At 42.2% G+C, this 23,565-nt stretch carries 16 protein-coding genes; 14 read left to right on the forward strand and 2 right to left on the reverse strand.

Annotated elements, in window-relative coordinates; all coding sequences use genetic code 11:
• The first annotated feature begins 37 nt into the window (after window positions 1–37).
• The 13 genes from WAE64_RS14350 (at window position 38) to WAE64_RS14410 (ending at window position 13,815) form a co-directional block, all read left to right on the forward strand.
• Window positions 38–520: a CAP domain-containing protein gene (locus tag WAE64_RS14350; RefSeq protein WP_340237572.1), complete on the forward strand. Its 483-nt coding sequence runs from the start codon at window positions 38–40 to the stop codon at window positions 518–520.
• A 274-nt stretch (window positions 521–794) separates the two neighbouring features.
• A complete protein-coding gene (locus WAE64_RS14355; RefSeq protein WP_340237573.1) occupies window positions 795–1,724 on the forward strand; it encodes a sugar phosphate isomerase/epimerase family protein in 930 nt (309 codons plus the stop codon).
• A 217-nt stretch (window positions 1,725–1,941) separates the two neighbouring features.
• Window positions 1,942–2,796, forward strand: coding sequence for a sugar phosphate isomerase/epimerase family protein (locus tag WAE64_RS14360; protein ID WP_340237576.1), 855 nt, complete (start codon window positions 1,942–1,944; stop codon window positions 2,794–2,796).
• A gap of 12 nt (window positions 2,797–2,808) precedes the next feature.
• Window positions 2,809–4,194 carry a glycosyl hydrolase gene (locus WAE64_RS14365; RefSeq protein ID WP_340237578.1) on the forward strand — a complete coding sequence of 462 codons (1,386 nt, stop codon included), beginning with the start codon at window positions 2,809–2,811 and terminating at the stop codon, window positions 4,192–4,194.
• Between the two features lie 15 nt (window positions 4,195–4,209).
• Window positions 4,210–5,661 carry an oxidoreductase gene (locus WAE64_RS14370; RefSeq protein WP_340237581.1) on the forward strand — a complete coding sequence of 484 codons (1,452 nt, stop codon included), beginning with the start codon at window positions 4,210–4,212 and terminating at the stop codon, window positions 5,659–5,661.
• Window positions 5,658–6,428, forward strand: coding sequence for a 3-ketoacyl-ACP reductase (locus WAE64_RS14375; protein ID WP_340237582.1), 771 nt, complete (start codon window positions 5,658–5,660; stop codon window positions 6,426–6,428). Before WAE64_RS14370 ends, WAE64_RS14375 begins: the two co-directional genes overlap by 4 nt.
• Window positions 6,429–6,702: 274 nt before the next feature.
• The gene (locus WAE64_RS14380; RefSeq protein ID WP_340237583.1) at window positions 6,703–8,001 is read left to right on the forward strand and encodes a Gfo/Idh/MocA family protein; all 1,299 of its coding nucleotides are present in this window, start codon (window positions 6,703–6,705) and stop codon (window positions 7,999–8,001) included.
• 367 nt (window positions 8,002–8,368) lie between these two features.
• Window positions 8,369–9,607 carry an MFS transporter gene (locus tag WAE64_RS14385; protein ID WP_340237585.1) on the forward strand — a complete coding sequence of 413 codons (1,239 nt, stop codon included), beginning with the start codon at window positions 8,369–8,371 and terminating at the stop codon, window positions 9,605–9,607.
• 408 nt (window positions 9,608–10,015) lie between these two features.
• On the forward strand, window positions 10,016–10,393 hold the full coding sequence (locus tag WAE64_RS14390) for a hypothetical protein (RefSeq protein ID WP_340237587.1): 378 nt from the start codon (window positions 10,016–10,018) through the stop codon (window positions 10,391–10,393).
• Window positions 10,394–10,585: 192 nt separating this feature from the next.
• Window positions 10,586–11,371 carry an MbnP family protein gene (locus WAE64_RS14395; protein WP_340237588.1) on the forward strand — a complete coding sequence of 262 codons (786 nt, stop codon included), beginning with the start codon at window positions 10,586–10,588 and terminating at the stop codon, window positions 11,369–11,371.
• Window positions 11,372–11,394: 23 nt separating this feature from the next.
• Window positions 11,395–12,906: a cytochrome c peroxidase gene (locus WAE64_RS14400; RefSeq protein WP_340237590.1), complete on the forward strand. Its 1,512-nt coding sequence runs from the start codon at window positions 11,395–11,397 to the stop codon at window positions 12,904–12,906.
• The gene (locus WAE64_RS14405; protein ID WP_340237592.1) at window positions 12,903–13,124 is read left to right on the forward strand and encodes a YHS domain-containing protein; all 222 of its coding nucleotides are present in this window, start codon (window positions 12,903–12,905) and stop codon (window positions 13,122–13,124) included. Before WAE64_RS14400 ends, WAE64_RS14405 begins: the two co-directional genes overlap by 4 nt.
• A 340-nt stretch (window positions 13,125–13,464) precedes the next feature.
• Window positions 13,465–13,815: a hypothetical protein gene (locus WAE64_RS14410; RefSeq protein WP_340237593.1), complete on the forward strand. Its 351-nt coding sequence runs from the start codon at window positions 13,465–13,467 to the stop codon at window positions 13,813–13,815.
• Between the two features lie 97 nt (window positions 13,816–13,912).
• Here the strand turns inward: WAE64_RS14410 and WAE64_RS14415 are convergent, their stop codons facing one another.
• Window positions 13,913–16,399, reverse strand: coding sequence for a DUF5916 domain-containing protein (locus WAE64_RS14415; RefSeq protein WP_340237595.1), 2,487 nt, complete (start codon window positions 16,397–16,399; stop codon window positions 13,913–13,915).
• A 583-nt stretch (window positions 16,400–16,982) separates the two neighbouring features.
• A complete protein-coding gene (locus WAE64_RS14420; protein ID WP_340237597.1) occupies window positions 16,983–19,436 on the reverse strand; it encodes a glutaminase family protein in 2,454 nt (817 codons plus the stop codon).
• Between the two features lie 656 nt (window positions 19,437–20,092).
• Here WAE64_RS14420 and WAE64_RS14425 point away from each other — a divergent pair.
• Window positions 20,093–23,545 (forward strand): 3-coathanger stack domain-containing protein, encoded by a 3,453-nt coding sequence (locus WAE64_RS14425; RefSeq protein WP_340237599.1) that lies wholly within the window; start codon window positions 20,093–20,095, stop codon window positions 23,543–23,545.
• Window positions 23,546–23,565: the final 20 nt, after the last annotated feature.

Consider the following 23,565-nt stretch of genomic DNA (forward strand, 5'->3'; position numbering starts at 1 on the left):
CAAGAAACGTTAATGGAAAGAATTAATAAAACATAACGTGAAACGTATTATTGTAATCAAATTATTGAGCTTTTTGCTGATAGGCTGCCTGACACCCGCTTGTGCACAAACCAATCCTGCTAGTGAAGACTTCACGGCTATGGAGCAATCTATTCTGGACGAAGTAAATGCTTATAGAGCCACCAAACGCCTGAAACCTTTGCAAATGGTGTCGCTTATTTCGGAAGCTGCGCTGAAACATAGTAAAGATATGGGCAGTAAAAAAGTTGCCTTCGGGCACGATGGTTTCGACAGCCGAATGGATAAAGTAATGGGCAAAATAGAAAACGCCAATGCCTGTGCCGAAAATGTAGCCTTCGGGAAATTTACAGCGCAAGAAGTAGTAAAAAGATGGATACAAAGCCCCGGCCACCGAAAAAATATTGAAGGCACTTACAACCTGACGGGCATAGGGGTAGCCCGAGGCAAAGATGGCTACCCGTATTTCACGCAGATATTCATTAATCAGCGAACGAAATAGTAGCTCTGTAAATTATAGACTAATGCATGAATCCCATAAGGTATATCCTTGTGGGGTTTTGTTTTTTAGTAATGTAGTCTTATTAGAATTTAATGAGTAAACATTATTTAGGAAATGCCGTATTGGGTAGAGACAAGGCAGTGCCTTGTCTCTACGTAGACGATTGAGAATACTTATTATTTTATTTATTTAGTCTAATCAACAATGATATTATTTTGAAATTTTTCAGCCAATAAATTGTACTTCTATCAGAATTATTTTACTAATTTTAAGCATGGACAGACGACATTTTATAGGCACAGCCATAACTGGTAGTATTTTAGCAAAAAGTAATATAGTTTTTGCAAAACCAGCCAATGACATGAAAATCAGCGTATTTTCAAAAACACTTCATTGGATTTCTGATTATAACAAACTGGCCGAAACCGTAGCCGAAATCGGTTTCGACGGCATTGATTTAACCGTTCGCCCCGACGGACACGTAACACCTGAGCGTGTTGCCGAAGACCTTCCGAAAGTAGTTGAAGCCTGCAAAAAAGCCAATATCAGCGTGCCCATGATTGTAACCAATATACTTGAGGCTAATCCGCTGACAGAGCACGTTTTGCGCACGGCTTCGTCGTTGGGTATTAAGCATTACCGCATGGGTTGGTATGGTTTCGATGTCAAAAAGGATATTCTTTCGCAGGTGGCCACCTTTGAAGAAAAGATGCGGGGCGTTGCTGCTTTAAACAAGAAATACAACATTTCGGGCGAATACCAGAACCATGCAGGTTTGTTTTTAGGTGCTACTATCTGGGACGTTGAGCCTATCCTTAAACGCATTAATTCGCCATTATTAGGCTGCCAGTATGATGTGCATCATGCTACGCACGAGAGCGAAACCTCATGGGAATTAGGTTTCCGAATCATAGAACCATATATTAAATCAATAGCCATAAAAGATTTCAGAAGAGTACTAAAAGGCGATAAGTTACAGAAAGAGGGCTGTCCGCTAGGGCAGGGTGTGGTTAATTACGCCAAGTATCTGGGCTTATTGAAGCAATACAATATTTCGGTGCCTGTTACTATGCACTTTGAGTACAAACTCGGTGGAGCCGAAAACGGTGCCAAAACCATCAGCATAGCACCATCAGAAGTTACCTCAGCCATGAAGAAAGATTTAGCCGTATTTAAAGACTGGCTGAAAGATACTGGTTTGTAGAGGAAATCACCCCACCCTGACCCTCCCCAACTGTGGGGAGGGAACTAAGGTTTCCTTTTTGGAATGCTGAAAACTTCATGGTTAGGCTTTTGATTTCTCTAATTCTGACAAAAAACTTGAGATAAAATTTTAATATAACCTTCCTTCTAATTCCCTCCCCATTGTTGGGGAGGGTTAGGGTGGGGTTAAAATATTCAACCCCAAAAAACACCTGTTTATGAATAAACTACTTTATTCTGTATTGTTGCTTATTGCCAGTATTAGCCCCTTAGTGGCTCAGAAAGGGAAACAGATTTTTCCTGATAAACCCGGTATGGTATCTTATACCTATCGCAAAAGTCTGGCAAAAGATGCCGCCGCTACGCTCGATACCATCAAAGCGCTTGGTATTACCGATATGGAGTTTTCGAGCCTGTTTGGCAAAACTGCCGAAGAAATGCGTAAACTGCTAGATGACAGGGGCATCAAATGCTCTTCCTTTGGTGTAAGCTACGACGACCTCACCAACAAAATTGAAACCGTAGCACAAAATGCCAAAACCCTCGGCGCTAAGTTTGTGCGGGTAGCATGGATTCCGCATAAAGGCGATTTTACGCTTGAAATGACGCAAAAAACGGTTGAAGATTTCAATAAGTTTGGTAAAACCCTCAAAGACAATCACGGCCTTACCTTCTGCTACCATAATCATGGCTATGAGTTTCAGCCATACGAAGGCGGTACGCTGTTCGACTACATTGTACAGAAAACTGACCCAAAATATGTGAGCTTCGAAATGGATATTCTCTGGACTTTCTTCCCGGGGCAAGACCCAGCCGCTTTGCTCAATAAATATGGTAATCGTTTCAAATTGATGCACCTTAAAGATCTGAAAAAAGGAGTTGAAGGCAACATGTCAGGCGGAACATCGCCCGAAAACGATGTAGCCCTTGGCACAGGCCAGCTAGACATTCCGGCTATTCTGATAGCCGCCCGCAAAGCTGGAGTTGAACATTATTACATAGAAGACGAAAGCTCAAACATTGCCACACAAGTACCCCAGACCATTGCCTATTTAAAAAATCTGAAAAAATAAAATCCATCTCTGATGATTCGTATTAATTACAACCTCAAACCTGCCGACTTATCTGAAAAATTAAAAAGATTCTGGGAGCTTTCTGGCGAGAAAATCACAGCAATCGAACATGAATACGATGTTGCCAAAGGCTCACCCGTTTTTACTGCCGCCGGAAAATATACCACCCGAGGCTGGACAGAATGGACACAGGGTTTTCAGTTTGGTTCGGCAATTTTACAATTCGATGCCACCGGCGATACTAAGTTTCTGGAAATGGGGCGTAATAAAACCGTTGAGGTAATGGCGCCGCATATCAGCCATATTGGCGTGCACGACCACGGCTTCAACAATGTAAGTACTTACGGCAACCTCTTGAGACTAATGCAGGAAGGTAAAATTGAAGTGAATAAATGGGAGAAAAATTTCTACGAATTAGCCCTTAAAATATCTGGTGCGGTGCAAGCCAGCCGCTGGACACCCATCAAAACAGGCGGTTTTATCCACTCGTTCAATGGCGCACACTCGCTTTTTGTTGATACCATTCGTTCGTGCCGTGCCCTGATGCTCAGTTATAAAATGGGTCATGTTTTTCAGGGTGAGGGCGATGTAAAAATCAGCTTGCTCGAAAGAGCCTTGGCACATATAAAAGCCACCGCCGATTATTCGGTGTTTTATGGCGAAGGTCGTGACTCTTACGACATCTGGGGGCGCACCGCACACGAAAGCGTGTTTAATACCAAAGACGGCAATTTCCGTTGCCCGAATTCTCAACAAGGTTATACAGGTTTCACGACCTGGACTCGTGGTTTGGCATGGGCCATGTGTGGTTTTGCCGAAGAGTTGGAGTTCTTGACAACCCTAAGTGATGACGAGTTAACAGCCTTTGGCGGAAGAGCCGTAATAGAAAACTATATGCTGAGAGCCGCCCGTGCTACCTGCGATTTTTATATTGAACATACCCCAATAGATGGCGTTCCTTACTGGGATACAGGCGCACCAAACCTGCATAAATTAGGCGATTACCTGAGTAAACCAGCCAATCCGTTCAACGACTTTGAGCCTGTTGATAGTTCGGCCGCAGCTATTGGCGCACAGGGGCTTTTGCGTTTGGGGCGTTACCTGATAAGCAAAGGCGAAACCGAAGCAGGAGAAAAATACTGGCAAACAGGCTTAACCGTGTTGGATACCATTTTACAAGAGCCATATCTGAGCACCGACCATAACCATCAGGGAATTTTATTGCATTCTATTTATCACCAACCAAATGGCTGGGACTATGTGCCTGAGGGTAGCAACATAGCCTACGGCGAATCGAGTATGTGGGGCGACTACCACGCCCGTGAGCTTGCGCTATATGTGCAAAAAATAATTGACAACGACACCTATTATACTTTTTACAACTGTTTGAACAGATAAATTACGACTTAAAACATGAGTACCAAGTTTAAACCAAAATATACAAGAGTAGCGCAACTAAAAACGGCCGCCGATTTACGGAAATATCTGGAAGATGGGCAGGTTGATTTGAATTTTGATGATGAGTTGGTAGATGCCTCCGAATCGCCATTTGCCGAGGCTATCACGCTTAAATCGGGCAAAGTAATAGGTAACCGTTTCTGTATTCTTCCGATGGAAGGCTGGGACGGAACCGAAGACGGCAAACCTAGTGAATACACTAAACGTCGTTGGGAGAATTTCGCCATTAGCGGTGCTAAATTATTATGGGGCTGCGAAGCCGTAGCGGTGCGCCACGAAGGGCGTGCAAACCCAAACCAATTGTTGATGAACGAAGAAAATTTTCAGGATTTTGTAGACCTCTACCAATTGGTAATGAACAAGCACGCCGAGAAATTTGGCAATACCGACGATTTGGTGGTAGGCTTGCAACTCACCCATTCAGGCCGATTCTGCAAACCTAATAGCCATAAGAAATTCGAGTCGAAAATACTTTATAATCATCCGCTTTTAGATAAAAAATTCCATATCGAAGAAGGGCATCCACTTATGACCGACGACGATATTGATGCATTGGTGGAAGACTTCGTAAAAGCGGCTGTAATGGCCCAGAAAGCAGGTTTTCATTTTGTAGACTTAAAACATTGTCATGGCTATCTGGCGCACGAGTTTCTGAGTTCTTTTAGCCGTGAGGGTAAATACGGCGGTAGTTTCGAAAACCGCACCCGATTCCTGCGAAACATTGTTGAAGGCATAAAAAGAGAAGCACCGGGGCTTGAAATGGGCGTTCGCCTGAGTGCTTTTGATTGGGTTCCATTCAAAAAAGCCGAAGACGGACAAGGCGAGCCTGATTTTTCGGCAGGAGAAAAATACGAATACGCTTTTGGCGGCACAGGCAATGGCACAACCATAGATTTAGAAGAGCCCAAGAAGTTTTTGGCGCTGGCCGAAGAACTAGGCATTCAGTTGATATGTATTACTGTTGGAAGTCCTTACTATAATCCGCATCTGACACGTCCGGCTACATTCCCGCCGTCTGATGGGTATTATCCACCCGAAGAGCCGTTCTTAGGTGTAGCAAGACAAATCAATGTAACAAATGAGTTGAAAAAGGCTTTCCCTGACCTCGTAATTGTGGGTTCGGCCTACTCTTATATGCAAGACTGGCTGCCTAATGTGGGGCAATACGTATTACGCAACAACATGGCCGATTTAGTAGGCTTGGGGCGTATGGTGCTATCTTACCCAACATTGCCTGATGATGTGCTGAACAACCGCCCGATGCAGCGTAAGCTAATTTGCCGTACTTTCTCCGACTGTACAACAGCGCCACGCAATGGCTTAATCTCAGGCTGTTTCCCGCTCGACCCATTGTATAAGAATTTAGACATTGCAGACGAATTAAAAGCATTTAAAGAGAAACAGTGAAAAAAGTAGCATTTATAACAGGCGGTAGCAGGGGTATAGGCTTGGGTATAGCCGAGCATCTGGCAAAGGCAGGGTTCAATCTGGCTATAAATGGTATGCGCCCCGAAGAAGCCGTGCAAGGCGTATTAGCAGAACTAACCGAGCTAGGGGCAGAGGTGATTTATTGCCAAGGCGATATTGCTTCTGCTGACGACCGCAAAGCAATGCTCGCTAAAATAAAGGCGCATTTTGGGAGTTTACACGTATTGGTAAACAATGCCGGCGTAGCGCCCAAACAACGCAACGATATTCTGGAAGCCACAGAAGAGAGTTTCGATTATGTGATTTCAACCAACCTGAAAGGAACGTATTTTCTGACACAGGCCGTAGCCAACTGGCTGATAGAGCAACGAGCAGAAGATTTGTCATTCAGTAGTTGTATCATCAACGTATCGTCCATTTCGGCCACTGTGGCATCTGTCAATAGGGGAGAATATTGCCTCTCAAAAGCAGGGTTAAGTATGGCAACGCAATTGTTTGCCGTCCGTCTGGGCGAATACAACATTCCGGTTTATGAAGTTCGCCCGGGCGTAATAAAAACCGATATGACAGCAGGCGTAACTGCCAAATATGACCAATTAATAGAAAATGGCTTATGTGTTCAAAAACGCTGGGGTTTCCCCGACGACGTAGGCAAAGCCGTAACAGCCCTAGCCAAAGGCGATTTCCCATACTCGACAGGACAGGTAATAATGGTAGACGGCGGCATGACGCTGGCGAGGCTTTAGGTAATCATCTTGAACTTTGCCGCGACGGCGGACCGTTTTACCTGATTTTATGATTTACCTGATTTGCTGACGCTTGGCTATCCATTTACTCTATATGATTTTTCAATAAATCAAAATACATGACCTTTATGATTCGCTATAGATTATCAATATCTGAAAATATATCAATCTCATTATCATATTTTCAGGTAAATCATAAAATCAGGTAAAACGGTCCGCCGTCGCGGCAAAGTTCAAGACCAATAAATTTCAACCTTTTAACTTTTATTATACTATGAAAAAATTCTCCAGACGAGACATACTCAAAACGGCACTTCCCGGGTCGTTGGCGGTTATGTCTATTCCTACCATTATTCCGTCTACGGCTTTTGGGGCAAACGATAGGCTGCGGGTGGCAGTAATCGGGGTGAATGGTCGAGGTAAAGACCATATTTCAGGCTTTATGAAGCACGAAAACGTAGAAGTAGCTACCCTTTGCGATGTCGATAAAGTGGTGTTGCAGGAAAGAGCGACCGATTTTGAAAAAAAATACGGAAAAAAGGTGCAAACCGAGCAAGACCTCAGAAAAGTGTATGAAGATAAAACCATAGATGCTGTAAGCATTGCCACGCCAAACCACTGGCATGCATTGGCCGCAATATGGGCTTGTCAGGCTGGAAAAGACGTGTATGTAGAAAAACCAGCCTGCCATAACCTGTACGAAGGCCGCAAACTGGTTGAAGCAGCTACAAAATACAACCGTATTGTGCAGCACGGCGTGCAGTTGAGAAGCTCGGCGGCTATACAAGAAGCCATCAAACATTTGAGAGATGGGCTTATCGGAAAGGTTTACATGGCTCGTGGGACTGTCTATAAATGGCGACCTGATATTGGTAACTTAGGGCCATCGGCCGTGCCAGAGGGTTTAGACTGGGATTTATGGCAAGGCCCTGCCAAAGCCAGAGAATTCAGCAAAAACTATGTGCATTACAATTGGCATTGGTTCTGGGATTATGGTAATGGCGACATCGGCAACCAAGGTGTACACGAAACTGATCTTTGTATGTGGGGGCTGGATGTGGGCTTACCGGAAGTGATTACGTCAACAGGTGGCAAATACTTGTGGAACGATTGCAAAGAAACGCCGGAAGTACTTACATCGACCTATCAGTATCCGAAAGAAGGAAAAGTGATACAGTTTGAAGTACGACCTTGGATGACCAACAAAGAAGATGGCATTGAAGTAGGCAATATATTTTATGGCGACAAAGGCTATATGGTAATAAACGGGTATAACGACTATAAGACTTTCTTAGGCCGAAACCGTGAGCCAGGCCCTGCCAGAAATGCAGGCGGCGACCACTACAAAAACTTTGTTGATGCAGTAAGAGCTAAAAACAAAGCCTTACTTAACGGGCCAATCGAGACAGGGCATCTGTCGGCAAGTATTGCGCACTTGGGTAACATCTCGTATCGTTTAGGCCGAACATTGAAGTTTGACCCTAAAACCGAAACATTCCCGGGCGACAAAGAAGCGAACGCTATGCTAAGTCGTAAATACCGTGCGCCTTATGTTGTGCCTGAGAAGGTGTAATTGTATGCTTAAAAACGTTTTAAGAAAGTAAAAATATCCAGATTCTATTTGGTATAAGCAAGACCATTCTCTAATATCTCTACATTAGTATCAGCTCTTTAACCATCAGGAACTGATGTATCATAGTGGAGTTTTTACTGAGGCTGTCTCAAAAGTTTTTTATACCAAATAATATTTGGAAAAGACCCCACCCTAACCCTCCCCAACAATGGGGAGGGGACAAAAAAGCCCCTCTCCCCACAGTTGGGGAGAGGGGTTGGGGAGTGGGGTCAGTGTCTTGCCAAATAATATTTTGTGCTATTTTCTTTTGAGACGGCCTCTTGGGGATGGGGTCAAGTCTAATTCAACCCCTATAAAAAACCTATTCATGACCGATTCTACGACTAATCAGCAAAGTACACTTAAACAACTCTTACAATTGCCTGTGCTGGTGGCCGCCCTGGGCTATCTGGTAGATATGTACGACCTTTTCCTTTTTAATGTGGTGCGTGTTCCCAGCCTGAGAGAATTAGGTTTTGAAGGCGAACAATTATTTGAAGAAGGCGCCAAACTACTCAATATCCAAATGGCTGGTATGCTCATTGGGGGCATTGTGTGGGGCGTAATGGGCGACAAACGAGGCCGTTTGTCTGTACTCTTTGGTTCAATTATTATTTATTCATTAGCCAATATTGCCAATGGTTTTGTAAACTCTGTTCCACAATATGCCATTTGCCGATTCATTGCCGGTGTTGGTTTAGCTGGTGAACTAGGGGCAGGGGTAACGCTGGTAGCCGAAATATTGCCAAAGCAAATACGTGGGTATGGTACTACTATTGTGGCAACGTTAGGCTTAGTAGGGGCAATAGCCGCCTATTTTGTAGCCGAGCTATTCGCATGGCGTGTATCTTATTATGTAGGCGGTGGTATGGGCTTGTTGTTATTGATTTTGCGCATAAACATCTTCGAATCGAAAATATTTGTTGATGCCAAAAACAAGCATATTGAGCGAGGTAACCTACTGATGCTTTTCAATAATAGAAAGCGTTTTGTTAAATACCTGATGTCGATACTGGTAGGTTTGCCAATCTGGTTTGTGGTAGGCATTCTTATCACTTTTTCACCCGAATTTGCCAAAGCTGCCGGAATCCTCGAGCCTATCAACGCAGGCAAAGCCGTGATGCTTACCTTTACCGGGCAAGTATTTGGCGATGTAGCCAGCGGATTTTTAAGCCAGTACCTGCAAAGCCGCAAAAAAGTGATTCTACTCTTTATTTTGCTTTCATTGAGCTTTATACTGGTTTACCTGTTAGTGCCTGTAAGCAGCCCATACAGTTTCTATCTGATATGCGCATTTTTAGGTTTTTGTAATGGTTACTGGACACTCTTCATCACCATTGCAGCCGAATTATTTGGCACTAACCTACGTGCAACAGTGGCAACTACGGTTCCAAACTTTGTTCGTGGCGCAACTATTCCATTGTTGGCTGTTTTCAAACTATTAAAACCTGACATGGGCATTATGTATGCCGCCTTGATAATAGGCGTTTTCACGGTAGCTATATCGCTGATAGCCCTCTGGAATATAGAAGAAACCTTCACGAAAGACATGGATTATGTAGAGTAAATCCTGTGGATTCAAACATATTAACTACCGACCGTAGAGACAAGGCTTTTGCCTTGTCTCTGTTGTTGTATTTGTAAAGAAAAATTCAATAACAACTAAAATTGTAACCATAAATCATCATTTCCTGTTTGAGTACGATTAAAAACCGAGAGAGAATCAATAGAAAGATGAAAAGATGTAGCAGGTTTTTAATTGCACGAGTTTAAATGATGCCTGCTTTTTTGCGTTACTTTTTTTCAGGTAAAAAAAGTAACAACCCTCCAAATAAGAATTATTGACAAAACTAAATTTGGGGAAAGGACATTTTTTAGATTAATGGTATTCTAATTTATACTCTAACTAATTCCTTCAAAAAAATCTAACAACCTTTAGCTTTGTGCTATATCTTTGCAGCAAAATGTAAGATTCGTGAGAAAAGCAATTGCCATATTACTCCTGTTTTCAGTAATGGTTCGCCCTTTTACTCAGGCTTACTATCTTATCGATTATCAACTCCGTCAGGGTTTTATTACCAAAACCTTTTGTATTAACAAAGCGAGACCCCAGCTTAATTGTAATGGCAAATGTTATCTGGCACAGCGTTTAAAAGCCGCCGAAGAACGAGAAACCAAAGCACAGCATAATATCTTTGAAAAGTACGAAATCCCGACCATGATTTGTGAAGAACTCACAAATTTGAGTTTCCGGTCATGCAGTTTCGAGACAAGTACTACTTTAGATACCTACACCAATCACTACACTGGCGCATACACCGCACATATTTTCCAACCTCCCTGTTTAGCTTAATTTTTAATTATGTTGATGCCAGAAACTTCTGAATAGCTCAGTAGTTGTTTTGTGCTTGCGTTTTGTATCACCGAGTTTATTCGCTGGCACTCTAAATAAAACCATTATTAATTTTGCAGAAAATCAGTGAAATACATACCTTAATCACTAATTTTCTAAATCGCACATTCACTCAATAATTTTAAATAATAGATGAAAAAAATACTCATTCTTTTATTCTGTGCCATATCAGTAGCGCAGGCACAACAAGGCGGTACAGTAAATATCCGTTTCGACCATTTTGTAGGTAGCGAGGTGCTGAACCTCGACACCCATACATATAAAAATGCCGCAGGCAATGAATTTAAGGTATCCTTGTTTCAATATTTTGTGAGCAACATCAAGTTGTTAAAAAAAGATGGCTCGGCCTATACTGTGCCGCAAGATAAATCATATTTTCTTATCAAAGAGAGCAACGAAGACAGCAAAACCATTACCCTGACTGATATTCCGAAAGGAGTATATACCGGCGTTAGTTTTCTGATAGGGGTCGATAGTGCTAGAAGTGCCTCAGATATTAGCCAACGTAAAGGCAGCCTAGATGTAGCCGGCGAGGCACAAGATATGTATTGGGCCTGGAACTCAGGCTATATTTTTGTAAAGATGGAAGGTGTTTCAGCGCAAGCGTCATCTTCAAACAATGTCTTTATGTATCATATTGGCTTGTTTGGGGGTATCGGTGTTAAGAAAACCCTTAATAATATTAAATATGCAAATGTGTCATTTGGCAAAGAGCCGCTCAAGGTGCAATCGGGCAAGAATGCTCCTGTAATTGTGCTGATAGCTGATGCCATGAAACTATTGAATGGCCCGAATAAAATTGATATGGCCGAGAACCCATCTATAATGGGTGGCCCGTTTTCAACCAAAGTTGCCGAAAACTACCAATCAATGTTCTCGTTTAGTGGATTTTTACCGCCAATTAAAGCCGCAAAATAAGGTATATATATGTTAGTAAGCCTATGCCTGCAAAGAATAAAATCATCATACTATCAGCCTTTGTGCTGATAGTATGTTTGTCATTTAAGAATACACAAGATACTGCGCTGTTTACTGTTCCTGGCAATTTCCCGAAGCCTGCTTATCAGTTTGCACGCAATCCGCTCTCGGCCGATGGAATTGAGCTTGGTAAAACCTTGTTTTACGATGCCATTGTTTCGAGCGATAATACTGTGAGTTGTGGCAGTTGCCACCAGCAATCGGCGGGTTTTACGCAGCATGGGCACGCTTTGAGCCACGGTGTAGACGACAGGCTAACTAAGCGCAACTCAATGCCCTTGTTTAATATGGCTTGGGCTACTAGTTTTGGCTGGGATGGCGGCGTGCACGACCTCGATTTTTTTGCGGTTTCGCCCATTACCAACCCTGCCGAAATGAACGAATCTTTGGGTAATGTGCTTGAAAAACTACGCAAAAGCGAGCAATATCCTGCCATGTTTAAAAGGGCATTCGGTACCGAAGAAATCAACTCCGAGCGTTTTCTGAAAGCCCTTTCGCAATTTATGCTCACAATGGTATCGGCCAATGCCAAATACGATAAGTATATGCGTTATGAGGGAGTTGAGCTAAACGAAACCGAACTGGCCGGAATGGCGCTTTTCAAACAAAAATGTGCTTCGTGCCATTCGGGTGAATTGTTTACCGATTTTTCGTTTCGGAACAATGGGCTCGGTGGCATGACCGACGATGATAAAGGGAGATTTGAGGTAAACCAGAATGAGGGCGACCAATTTAAATTTAAAGTACCGAGCCTCAGAAATCTGTCCTATACAACGCCTTATATGCACGATGGACGTTTTAAAACGCTTGAAGAAGTACTGGCGCATTATGCTTCAACGGTAGAAAAAAATGATTTTCTCGACCCACTATTAAGCCAGAACGGGCAATTGGGGATTGCACTTACGGCCGATGAGCAAAAAAAAATTATTAGTTTTCTGAAAACGCTTGACGACGAAGACTTTATCAATAACCCAAAGTTTGCTGAAACCACATTGGCGCTTTCTATACCTAAGCGAAACGTGGAACTCGATGTGATGCCTTTTAAAACCAAATCGGTTAAGGTAAAAGAGGTACTGAACCAGGGCATAGAGGTTTACCTAAAAATGAAAGAGGCCATTAAAACCCAGAATACGGGTTCTGCCGCAGCTTTATCAGAAAGATTACCCAAAGTGCTCCGTAAAATTGATGTTTCAAAATTAGGCAAAAAAGAAAAAGTGTTTTTTATCAGCTACCTCGAAAAAGTAACTTTCAACGCTGACCATATTATTGAAGGAGAATACTCAGCCGAGCATCAGGCCGACCATTTCAACGAGTTATCAAAGTATTTCTATGTACTGATAGCTTCCTTTAAGCCAAATAGTACAGATTTATATTACCACAGATGCGAAACATCAGACCAGAACTGGCTGAGCAATAAAGCGCAAGAGGTACTTGCACCAGCTAATTGTAGTACCATAAAAACAATAAAATTATGAAACACACCATCATTAGTTTATTTGTATGTATGAGTTTTGCCACTGCACTCTGGCAGGAGCCTAAACAGACCAAAGAGCAAAAAGACCCTGTTTGTGGCATGAAGGTTACCCCAAAAGCACCTTACAGCTCAACACATAAAGAAAAAGAACACAAGTTTTGTAGCAAATCATGCAAGGCAAAATTTGATGCCAACCCCGAAAAATATGTAAAGAAATAAGCAATGAAGCCCATTTACCGACAATTTATGCGTTTTGCCGCTCATACGATTTTTCAAAAAAAACATCATTTATTTTTTTGGATATGCAATCAGCAGGGTTATTTTTGTTATAAATTCAAACACAGTGGGCCTCAGACGTAACACAATTTTCTTTGATATAGAACAAAACCCCACTCCCTGAATCCCTCTCCCCAACAGTGGAGAGAGGGACTTCCAACTCCCTTCCCCACTGTTGGGGAAGGGTCGGGGATGAGGTCTTTTAAAGTTTATATTTGAGATAAGAAAAGAAATACCCTGTTGTTTGTTAAGGAGTAATTATATCTAAGTCCGGAAATTTATAATGAAAAAGCTTACTTTACTGATAATGTTGATGCTGGTTGGCGGGGCATTAAGTGCGCAAGAAAAAAAGAAGAAATTCTTTGTGGCCGAAAAAATAGATTATGACGCCAAAAGCGAAAAAGAGATTAAACAAACAGATGCTGAACTGAAAGACGAAATGACTACTTTTCTGGGTTTTGGTTTACGATTCTCAATTACGAATGTCGACGAGAGTCTGACACCGGGCGATAAAGAAGACAAAAAGAAAACGGGTTTACGCTTTCAGGTAGGTTTTCAGATGCCTAAATTTATTAAAACAAAGCCTCCACAAAAAATCTTCAAGGCCGGAATGGATGTTGGGGTTGTGAGATAGGAGCATTAGAAATTAAAATCCCGTATAATGGAATATCTTAAGCGATACTCCATTCATACGGGATTTTATCATTGTAGACTATTCATATTGCAATTCCCTACGCCCGTTTCTTTAATTTCTTTATCTGCAAATAATCCAGAAAATAGATTACTTTGAGCGAGAAATTGTTGTTTTGTTCGGTTTGAAGGGTATTTTGCAAGTTATCTAAATAATTGTTGTTAGCAATATCAGAATCCATCACACTAGCTTCTTTCCATACCACATTCAAGAAACTGCCCGGGGCAAACTGCCAGGTGTACACCATATCAATATTAAAGAAATTAACATTCCGGTTCAGATTTTCGGTGATACCGCTTTTAGGCATGAGTGTGCCGTTATCAGTAAGTGTAAAAAACGATTTTGGTTTTACAACACTGGCGTAGTGCCGGGCTCTGAATGTAAGCCCCATTTTATTGGTAAAGTTATATTTCAGAAACAAAATGTGGTCGACCGAATTTACGTTTCTAAGCGCAAATAGGGGAGTGCCATCGGTCAGAATAGTGGCAAAACCAAGCCCGGTAGGGCGCAACTGATAATTGACCGAGTGCCTGATTGAAAACTTACTGTTGAAACGGTAGGTTTGTGCAAAAAACAAATCGGTGCCGCTCAGGTCGTAAAAATTCAGAAAAACTCTTTCGGCTACCTCAGCATTTACCGAGTATTTCTTGGCATAATTACTTTCTATCCATGCTCCGGCCATTACACTATTGCCTCGTTTGAAAACTTTTCCTGATATACGAGGCTCATAGAAATCATTCTGTTTGGGCGTAAATTGCGCAAATACACCAAACCAATGCAGTTTTTTGTTTTGGGCATTGATATTTAAAGCAAAATTAGACTGCTGGTATTTGGACTCAATATTGCCAATTGGCGAAAACAAAGAACTAAGCGTAGCATTGAAATTATAAAACAAGCGGTTGTACCATTTCTTTGGCTCGGTGTATCGGTAGCCCAGGTACAAGGCATGGTTAATAAAGTTATTGTTAGTAAAATAGCCTAAATCGTTACTCGTAAATTTGGTATCTGTCAATTGCTGAGAAAGGCTGAAATTGAAGCGTCCGCTGGTTTTGGCAAAGCCAAAAGAATGGCTGTATCCGGTTGAATGCTTTTTGTCAGGTACTTTATAAGTCAGGTTGCTAATGGCTACGCTGCCCGTCCAATTATACGTATTTTTCTTGTCGAAAAAGCTAAACATACCCGAGCTTACATTGGCATTATAATTATTGTTGCCACGCAGCACACTGGTATTAATAAAACTCACACTCGAATTATGTTTCAGGGTTTGGTCAAGCACCAGAATATTGTAATTGGTGGTAGGGTCGGTTTCAACCTTTCTGGTTTCGCCCGTTTCGGTGTTTTCAATAATGGCATATTGCGGTCGGGTAACGGCATTCAGAATCCCGATACCTAGGCCGCCTTTCATACGTCCTGATACTTTAGAGGCATTAATCAACTTCGATTCCGTCGGGTTCGTCAAAACTTGTTCATAAGGTTTTAAACCACTGTAGGCTTCTCCAAAATTGATTGGTGCACCACCAATACGCCTCGAATAAAAGAGATTTCCTTTATTAAATAGTTCTGTACCCTCGGTAAAGAAACTACGGTTTTCGTTAAATTTTACCTCAAATGGTGTAAGGTTTAGCACCCGATTATCGCTTTGCACCTGCCCAAAGTCAGGAATCAACGTGGCATCAAGTGTAAAAGCCTGGCTCAAACCCAATTTTAAATCCAAACCACCCGAAACCTGATTCGTCCAGTTTTTCTGGTCGGCTTGGTTAGTCGGGAAATGATTGGCATATACTGAAAAGTAGGGCGATAATTGTAAGCGAATCGGCGGTTTTATATCAGCAATGCCCGTCCACAAGCCCTCTTGGGTCAGAAAACCATTTACATTAGGGTCGATTGCACTCCAAGTATTCTGCTGCTCGGTTTTACGGCGGCGACGTGTGATATTCAAACCCCAATCCTGCAATTTATCTTTGCTGAACCTGATAGCTGCGTAAGGTAGAAATATTTCAAACGACCAACCTTTATCGTGTATGATTACGGCACTTTCCCAAACAGCATTCCAACTGAAATCTTCACCACCATTATCGTCGTTTGTGTTTGGAGTCATTTTGGCGTCCCATTGCTCGCCTAATGGCGTAACAAAATACTCAAAGCCATTCAGTTTATCGTTGTAAGTGTCAAAGATAATCCCGATGTAATCGTTTGCACCGAAACCGTCTCGGCCTACCAGTTCTTTCGAAATATTCTTGATGTCTTTTTCATAGCAAGTGCCACCAAAATAGATACCGGCATCGGTGTACATCAAAAAAGTTTCAGTACGGTTTTCTAATTCTTCTTTCCTGCCTACTACCGGACGAAACTCTGTGTAATCGTCAAGCAATGAAGCATCTTGCCAGGCAGCTTCGTTTAGTCGGCCGTCAATTACCACGGGTTTGTTAGTACGTCGGGCTTCAATTCGCTTGGGTGTTATCTGGGCATAGAGGGGAGAATAGCCAATAAAGGCTAAGGGTAAAGTTAACAGTAATAGCTTTTTCATAAAGATTAATCATACGTAATTATACGGTGCAAATTTATAGCAATCTGCTAGCTTCCCGCTATTAAAATATGTTAAATAGCGGTTTTTTATAATTATCAAGCGAAGTAATAGCGATGAAAAGACAAGAGAAATTCAGAGATGTTGCATGGTGAGGGGATTTTTTTGAAAATATTTTTTTGATGAATAGGGGAGGAAGATGAAAGTTTGTAGAGAATTGTATTTTAGTAGAGCCGTACGGTCGCCGCGCGATTGCGATACGGCTCAAGGGCTTATTTAAATGTTTGAACTAAATGTAGTCAAAAAACCTTGAAATATTATGTATTTTGCCTCAAATTGTAGCAAAAAGCAGATTCTACGAAAGAGGCCGTCTCAAAAGAAAATAGCACAAAATATTATTTGGCAAGACACTGACCCCACTCCCCAACCCCTCTCCCCAACTGTGGGGAGAGGGGCTTTTTTGTCCCCTCCCCATTGTTGGGGAGGGTTAGGGTGGGGTCTTTTCCAAATATTATTTGGTACAAAAAACTTTTGAGACAGCCTCACCAATTGGTTTCGTTTATGTTATAAAAGTTTATTTTTCATCTTACTTCCCTCTCAACTTATCTTCCAATACTTTCATAAAATACCCACCAACTACGCTACGGGCTTGGAAGCCTACCATTTTGCCGGTAGTAGTTTCGTGCCAATCGCTGATAGGTACACGTGAGCTTGTTTGAGTGGCATATTTGTACATAGGCTCAACAAGTGCATCAAAATCTTGTTTTTTATCAGCCAATACCGCAGTCCAGATTACCCAGTCTGATTTTGTGTAGGTTTTGCGGCTATCAAGAGGCAAGCCGAACGCATTTTGTTTGGTCAGGTAATACGCAATTTCTTTCTCGTAGACCTCTTTCGGGAATAAATTCATTTTCAGCAATTTATCCCAAATCAGGTTATATTTCTGGCTCCAGGTGCCTTTATCGTTGAAAGTCAATGCGTAGTGGTCGCCATCGGCAGCCATTTCCATCCATTTGCTTACCATCTCCTTCGTTAGCTTGCGGTACTTTTCCGCCGTTTGTTTTTCGCCTAGTTGTTCGGCCAATTGCGCATAACCACCCAAAGCTACAATGGCTTTTACCGAGAGGTTTGCATTGCGGGCAAGGTGTCCGGCAAAATCATCAGTACATAGTTGCAAGGCAGGGTCTAACCCTTCTTTGCTTAGGTAATCGGCCCAGATAGAGAGCGTTTTCCAATGTTTTTTGGCATAAAGTGCATTGCCTTCAACTTTGGCAATAGCAGCCACCAGGCTAATCATGTTGCCACATTCTTCAACAGGCATATCTTCGCCGTAGGTCTGGCCATTGGCTATCGGATAAGTGCCTAAATCGTGTGCAGCAAAAGGTTTTCCCCATTTGCCGCTTTCACTATAGTAAAAAATTCCGTTTAGCATACCTTTCAGCAATGCAGGATTATAAGCCAGAAATAACGGTGCAGACGGATAAGTTACATCAACGGTATTGATAGAACCATTGCTGAAATTCTCTTTCGACATAAACAACAAATCACCTGTTGGACTTTTTACAAGTTTATGTGCCGAGATACTCTGGCGATAAGCCAGTTCGCACAAACGGGCGTATTCTTCGCCGCCTGCCTTTACTGCATCTTTATAAATCATGCGGTTTAATGCCTCACATTTCTTTATTATGGCTGCATAGTTTGTGTGTGCCTTTGCTAATTCGCCTTCAATAGTTGCGCCTTTCGTCAATTTCCACCAAGGCAAAAGATTTGTGTTGAAGTATTGTATCGACTGTATGTCGTCATAGCCAAGCATAAACACCTGTTCTTTGCCGCTGCTGCCTACTTTACCTGCATTTAAAAGGGTATTGAGCAATAAATGCTTACCCCCCAGATTGGTGTTAGCTGTTGGGTTAAATGCCTGAGCTACATCGGCACCACTACCGATAGACTGCACTACACCGCTTGTTTTAGGCACAGCTACATACATATACCCCCAGTCGATGCGCACATCGTCGCCTTTTAGTTTCAGTATGTTTTGTGAGGTTGTACCAGCTTTCAGTATCGCCAGACCATTGGCAGTGTATTGGTTTGCCTTTACTTCCTGCGCAGGCGTATTAACCGCAATGTCGGTAGAAGCACCCAGATACAGGCGCACATCGTGCAGAAGATTATCAGTAGCTTTCATTTTAGCACTGATATATGAAACAGGGCGCGACAGAAGTGTCAAATCATTAATCAATAACGGAGACGTGAAGGTTAGCGTTAAATCAACCTTTCCACACGTAAAATCATAAATGGTTTGGGTGGCGTTCAACGTTACTTTGTTTTGCACCGCCGTTTGGAGTTTCGGGTTTGGCTTTTCTACAATTTTCTCAACAATGCCAGCATCAAGAATCGCACCGCCAACGTTGTTTATTACGTGTATTGCCAGCAGGTTTTCTCCGGCTTTTAGTTTGCTTTTGGCTGCTTCGGGTATTGGTACATAAATATATTTGTTTGTCCAGCCCTTAACTTTATATACTACCTCACCGTTTAGGTACACCTCTACGTCGTCGTCATGATTCAGTTTCAGGTAAAGTGCCTCGGCGTTCAGGTCTTTTACTACAAATTTTCTACGCACCCATATATCTTTGGTATTCCATTCGGTTTTCGACATTGTCGGATTATTACCAAAGGGTGCAATGCCTTTTTTCCACTTGCTATCGTCAAGGTCAGGGTTCATCCAGTTTTCGCCCGGATTCGTTTCTGTATAGGCAGCTTCATAATTCACCTCATCACCAGCCGGAACGATAGTTTTGTAGTTATCGCCATTTTTACCCATAAAACGATAAGCAATGCCATCAACTTCAATCATACCAATCAACGAATGCTCGGCGCCTGTCCAATGTTTGGTTGGCGATTCTGTAAGCTCATCAGTATTTGACCAGATACTAAAATAGGTATCGTGCGTAATAAGCGGGTAAGCAGGGGCTTTGCTGCTTTGCCCAAAAAGAAGGGTATAGTTTAAGAAAAGAAGTACTCCAATAAATGTGGCTTTCATGATTTGGGGTTTAAATATCAGATGAATAGGATGAGCCAGCAATTTACTAAAAATTTAGGGCTTGGGCAATTAGAATAGCTTGATAAAATGATTAATAAACCGATTTACTAAAAGGAATATTACCACAAAACGATTATATAGAAAATCAACTCAATTAATTGTAAGCCATCGCAGATTCTGAAACAGATAAGGAGTAGTTTTCTTAAAAAGATACCCTTATTTTTCAAGGGTATAAATACTTGATTTTGATTTTCTGAATTAGTTGATTTGTTTTACCATTGCCTCAATTTATACGAAAACCCTTGCTAACATATAAATTTTTTAACTAATTTTGGTGTAATTATTTTCCGGTTCATTTTTTCCGGCTTTGTTTTCGGTATTTTCTTAATTGCTTTCTTTCTGCACTAGCAAATAGTATCTGTTGAGGGTCAAACTGCAGATACGTACTGTTAAGTGTGCTCACTTTAAGGTCAGGTAAACCCTTTTTAAAACTATAATCATCACCAGAAGTCCATCATATGTCTTCTGCAATGTATGACATTGCCAAACTGCGTTTTTTAACCGATTTTCCTTAATTTTTTATCTGTTATACCTTTACATCGTTAGGTAAAGGGAAACTTATATATGCCATTATTAAACCTAACGTAGCCTGGCTTATGAAAAACATCTATCTACCACCTTATCAAAAAATACTGCTTTTTTGTGTCTTGCTTCTTAGTGGTCATTTAATTTTTGCTCAATCCTTGCCCATCCCCACTAATGTTACACCCAATCAGGTATATTGCACAAGTGTATCGCTTACTTTACAAGCAACTTGTTCGCAAGGTGTGCCTGTTTGGTATGATGAAAATGACATAGAAATTTATGACCTTGATGTGAATGTTAGTTCGCCGACTCTTTATTATGTAATGTGCGAAGAAGTTTGTTCGTGTGTTAGTAGCGACCCGGTTTTTGTGACTTTCGAACATCTGGAACCGCTTGTAGCAACACGAAGCCAAGTTGCCTGTGCCGGAGACCAAGTAAAGCTAATCGCTTTTTGCCCGGCGGGTGTGGTAGAATGGTTTAAAAATGATACTTCAACGCCCGTAGCCCCTGAAGACCTTATTCAAACAATAACTGCTCCTGTTGATTACCTGGTACGTTGTAATAACCCTGATGAACCTTGTATAAGCGATACCAAAACGGTTTCAATTACCTTAGGTACTACGCCTTTAGATGCTCCGACAGCATACACCCCCGACCAGACCATTTGCAGAGGAACACCCGTAACTCTTTCAGCCACTTGCCCGACAGGCGTGGGTCATTTTTTTGAAGATGACGGATTAACAGAAATAAACGCCTCGGCGGTTTTCGCTGAGTCTACAAGTTCATATAAAGTAAGGTGTGAAGATAACTTTGAGTGCCCGAGCCCTTTTGCGTCGTTCACCATCACAGTTACAATTCCGCCACCACCTACAGGTGTTACAAACCCAACTGTATGCAAGGGCGAAATGGTAACACTAACGGCCAATTGTAGCTCAGGCGAAAATGTAGCATGGTATCTTAACAACGAATCTACGCCTTTAGCCGATACAAGCTTTATTGCAAGCACAAATGCTACTTATAAAGTTCGTTGCGAAACTATTGCAGACCCAACTTGTGTGAGCGATTTTGCCAGCAGTGTGCTTACCGTTACAACCAATATTACCTCTGAGCCTGTTTCAACTCAGGTTTGCATGGGCGATGTGGCCACTTTTACAGTAGGCGTTAATAGTGCCTCTACCTACCAATGGCAAAAAAGACAACGCAATGGCGCTTACGCAAATATTCCTTTGGCTACAAGTGCTACACTTACTATTCCGAACACAACATTGGCCAACAAAGGCTTTTATCGGTGTGCTGTTACAAGTACCTGTACTGTTTATACCGAAGAGGTTTTGCTCACTTTTAAAGATGCCATAGTTGATAATGGTAAAATGGTGCCTAACGATGTTAGTTTCCTAGACCAATTTGCTAGTGCTACCGCCATTTCTGATAGCCTTGGCCTAGTGAGTGCCTGGTCTAAAAACAATGGAGAGGGGGCGGTTTATATATATAAACTTAATAATAACGGCAAATGGTCGGGAGTTGGAGAACTTTCTCCTTCCGACCTTTCGTCCGACGATTCGTTTGGTTCTGCGCTAGCCATCTCTGGCGATACCCTTTTTATAAGCGCACCTTACCAGGACGGCGACATGGGTTCTGTATATATTTTTGCAAAGCAAGCCAACAATACCTGGACACAGATAGATAAAATAAGACACCCAGACATAAATCATGGCGATAATTTTGGTGAATCTATTGGTGTTGACAATGGCACAATGGTGATAAGCGCTGTTGGAAGCGAGGCAATTTATATATATGAAAGAAATAATTCGACAGGTGTTTGGGAATTTAAACAAAACATAACAGGCAACTCGGCTACTGACTTTGGTTATGCAGTTGGCGTGTCTGGTAAAACACTCGTGGCTGGTGCACCGGCAGAAGGCGCAGACGGAGCCATTTATATTTTTGAAAGAAATAATTTAGGCGTATGGCAAGAGAGTCTGAGGTCTGCACCTGTTATTAGTCTGCTTAGCGGGTCTCGATTTGGTAGCTCGGTGGCTATTAGTGGCAGCAATATTATTGCTGCGGGTATTGAACCTCTGTCTGTTCACAACAAAAGTACGATACACAGCTACCAGCAGAATAGTGTAGGAACTTGGGCACTGAAAGGTATAATTAACTCGCCTGATATAGCTACCGATGGGCAAAATGCTTCGGTAGTAGCTATTTATGATAACATGGCAATAGTTGGCTATGCTCTCAATCAGATAAATAAAGGTGCTGCCGTAGTTTTTGAACTCAACACAGCAGGCAACTGGGTACAGAAAAGATTGCTGATACCCGCCGATATTAAAACCGGAGATAATTTTGGGGCAGCAGTAGCTATTGGTAAAAACGGTGCTATTGTTGGAGCGCCATTTCTGCCTTTACTGCCAATAGAGCTACGCTCGGGTTCAGCATATTTTTATCGTCTTCATACCTATCCCAAACCTGTGGTAAATACTGTGGCTCAAGCCGCAAGCGTTTGTCCGGCAGAAACTGCCACATTTAACCTTACGGGTTTGCCAAGCACCGATGCTTATACTATTACCTATAAAATTGATGTTGCCGGAACCGAAAAATCTATTGTTGTAACACCCGACAGCACAGGTAAAGCCTCATTTACTGAAACCCTTATATTGGCCAATAATACCAAAAGTATTTTTATTACCAAGATAAAAAACAACGTGAGTACCTGTGAACAACCACTTAGTGTATCGTCGGTATTAACGGTTAAAGCGCCAACGCAAATTATTGAGCATCCTGCACCAATGACAGTGTGCTTTGGTGAGACTGCATATTTTATGAGCGAAGCAACAGGCGAAGGCTTGCTGTCTTTCCAATGGCAAAGGCAGGCACCCACTTTAAGTGGTTTCGACCAAGTGCTGAACAATAGTTTCTCTGATGTTTCGATGCTTACCCTGCCTGACAGAACCCTTGCAGATAATGGGGCAAGATACCGGGTAAAAGTATTTGGCGAATGCGGCGTGGCTACTTCAAACGATGCCATGCTTACCGTGTTGCCTAAAGCAAGTGTTTCGGCAACTACCACAGGGCCAATTTGCCCGGGGTCTACGGCCCAGATAAACTTTACAGGTACACCCAATGCAGAGGTTTTTTATACTGTAAACAATGTGCCAGCATCTGTTACGCTCAATGCTATGGGCACAGCTACTGTAAATACTGCGGTGCTTACGCACGATGTCGACTACCATCTTACGAGTATGCACGTGTTGGGTAATTGTAATCAGCAATTATCTGACATTGTGCGGGTACAGGTACGCACGCTGGGTTCAAATCCGCCACTTGTGCTCACAAGCCCCTTGCACGACGTACTACCTAATGGCACTCAAAGCTATGCTGCCGAAACAATTCAGACTACCAACAAAATCAATACATCGGCTACCGCATCTCATATAGGTAATAAATTTGTGATACTAGAGCCGGGTTTTGAAGCCAAATCGGGTAGTGTTTACACAGCCAGAGTTACCGCTGCTTGCCCGTAAGATAATTTAATTGTGAGGTA

The sequence above is a fragment of the Emticicia soli genome (assembly GCF_037860775.1).
GTDB lineage: Bacteria > Bacteroidota > Bacteroidia > Cytophagales > Spirosomataceae > Emticicia > Emticicia soli.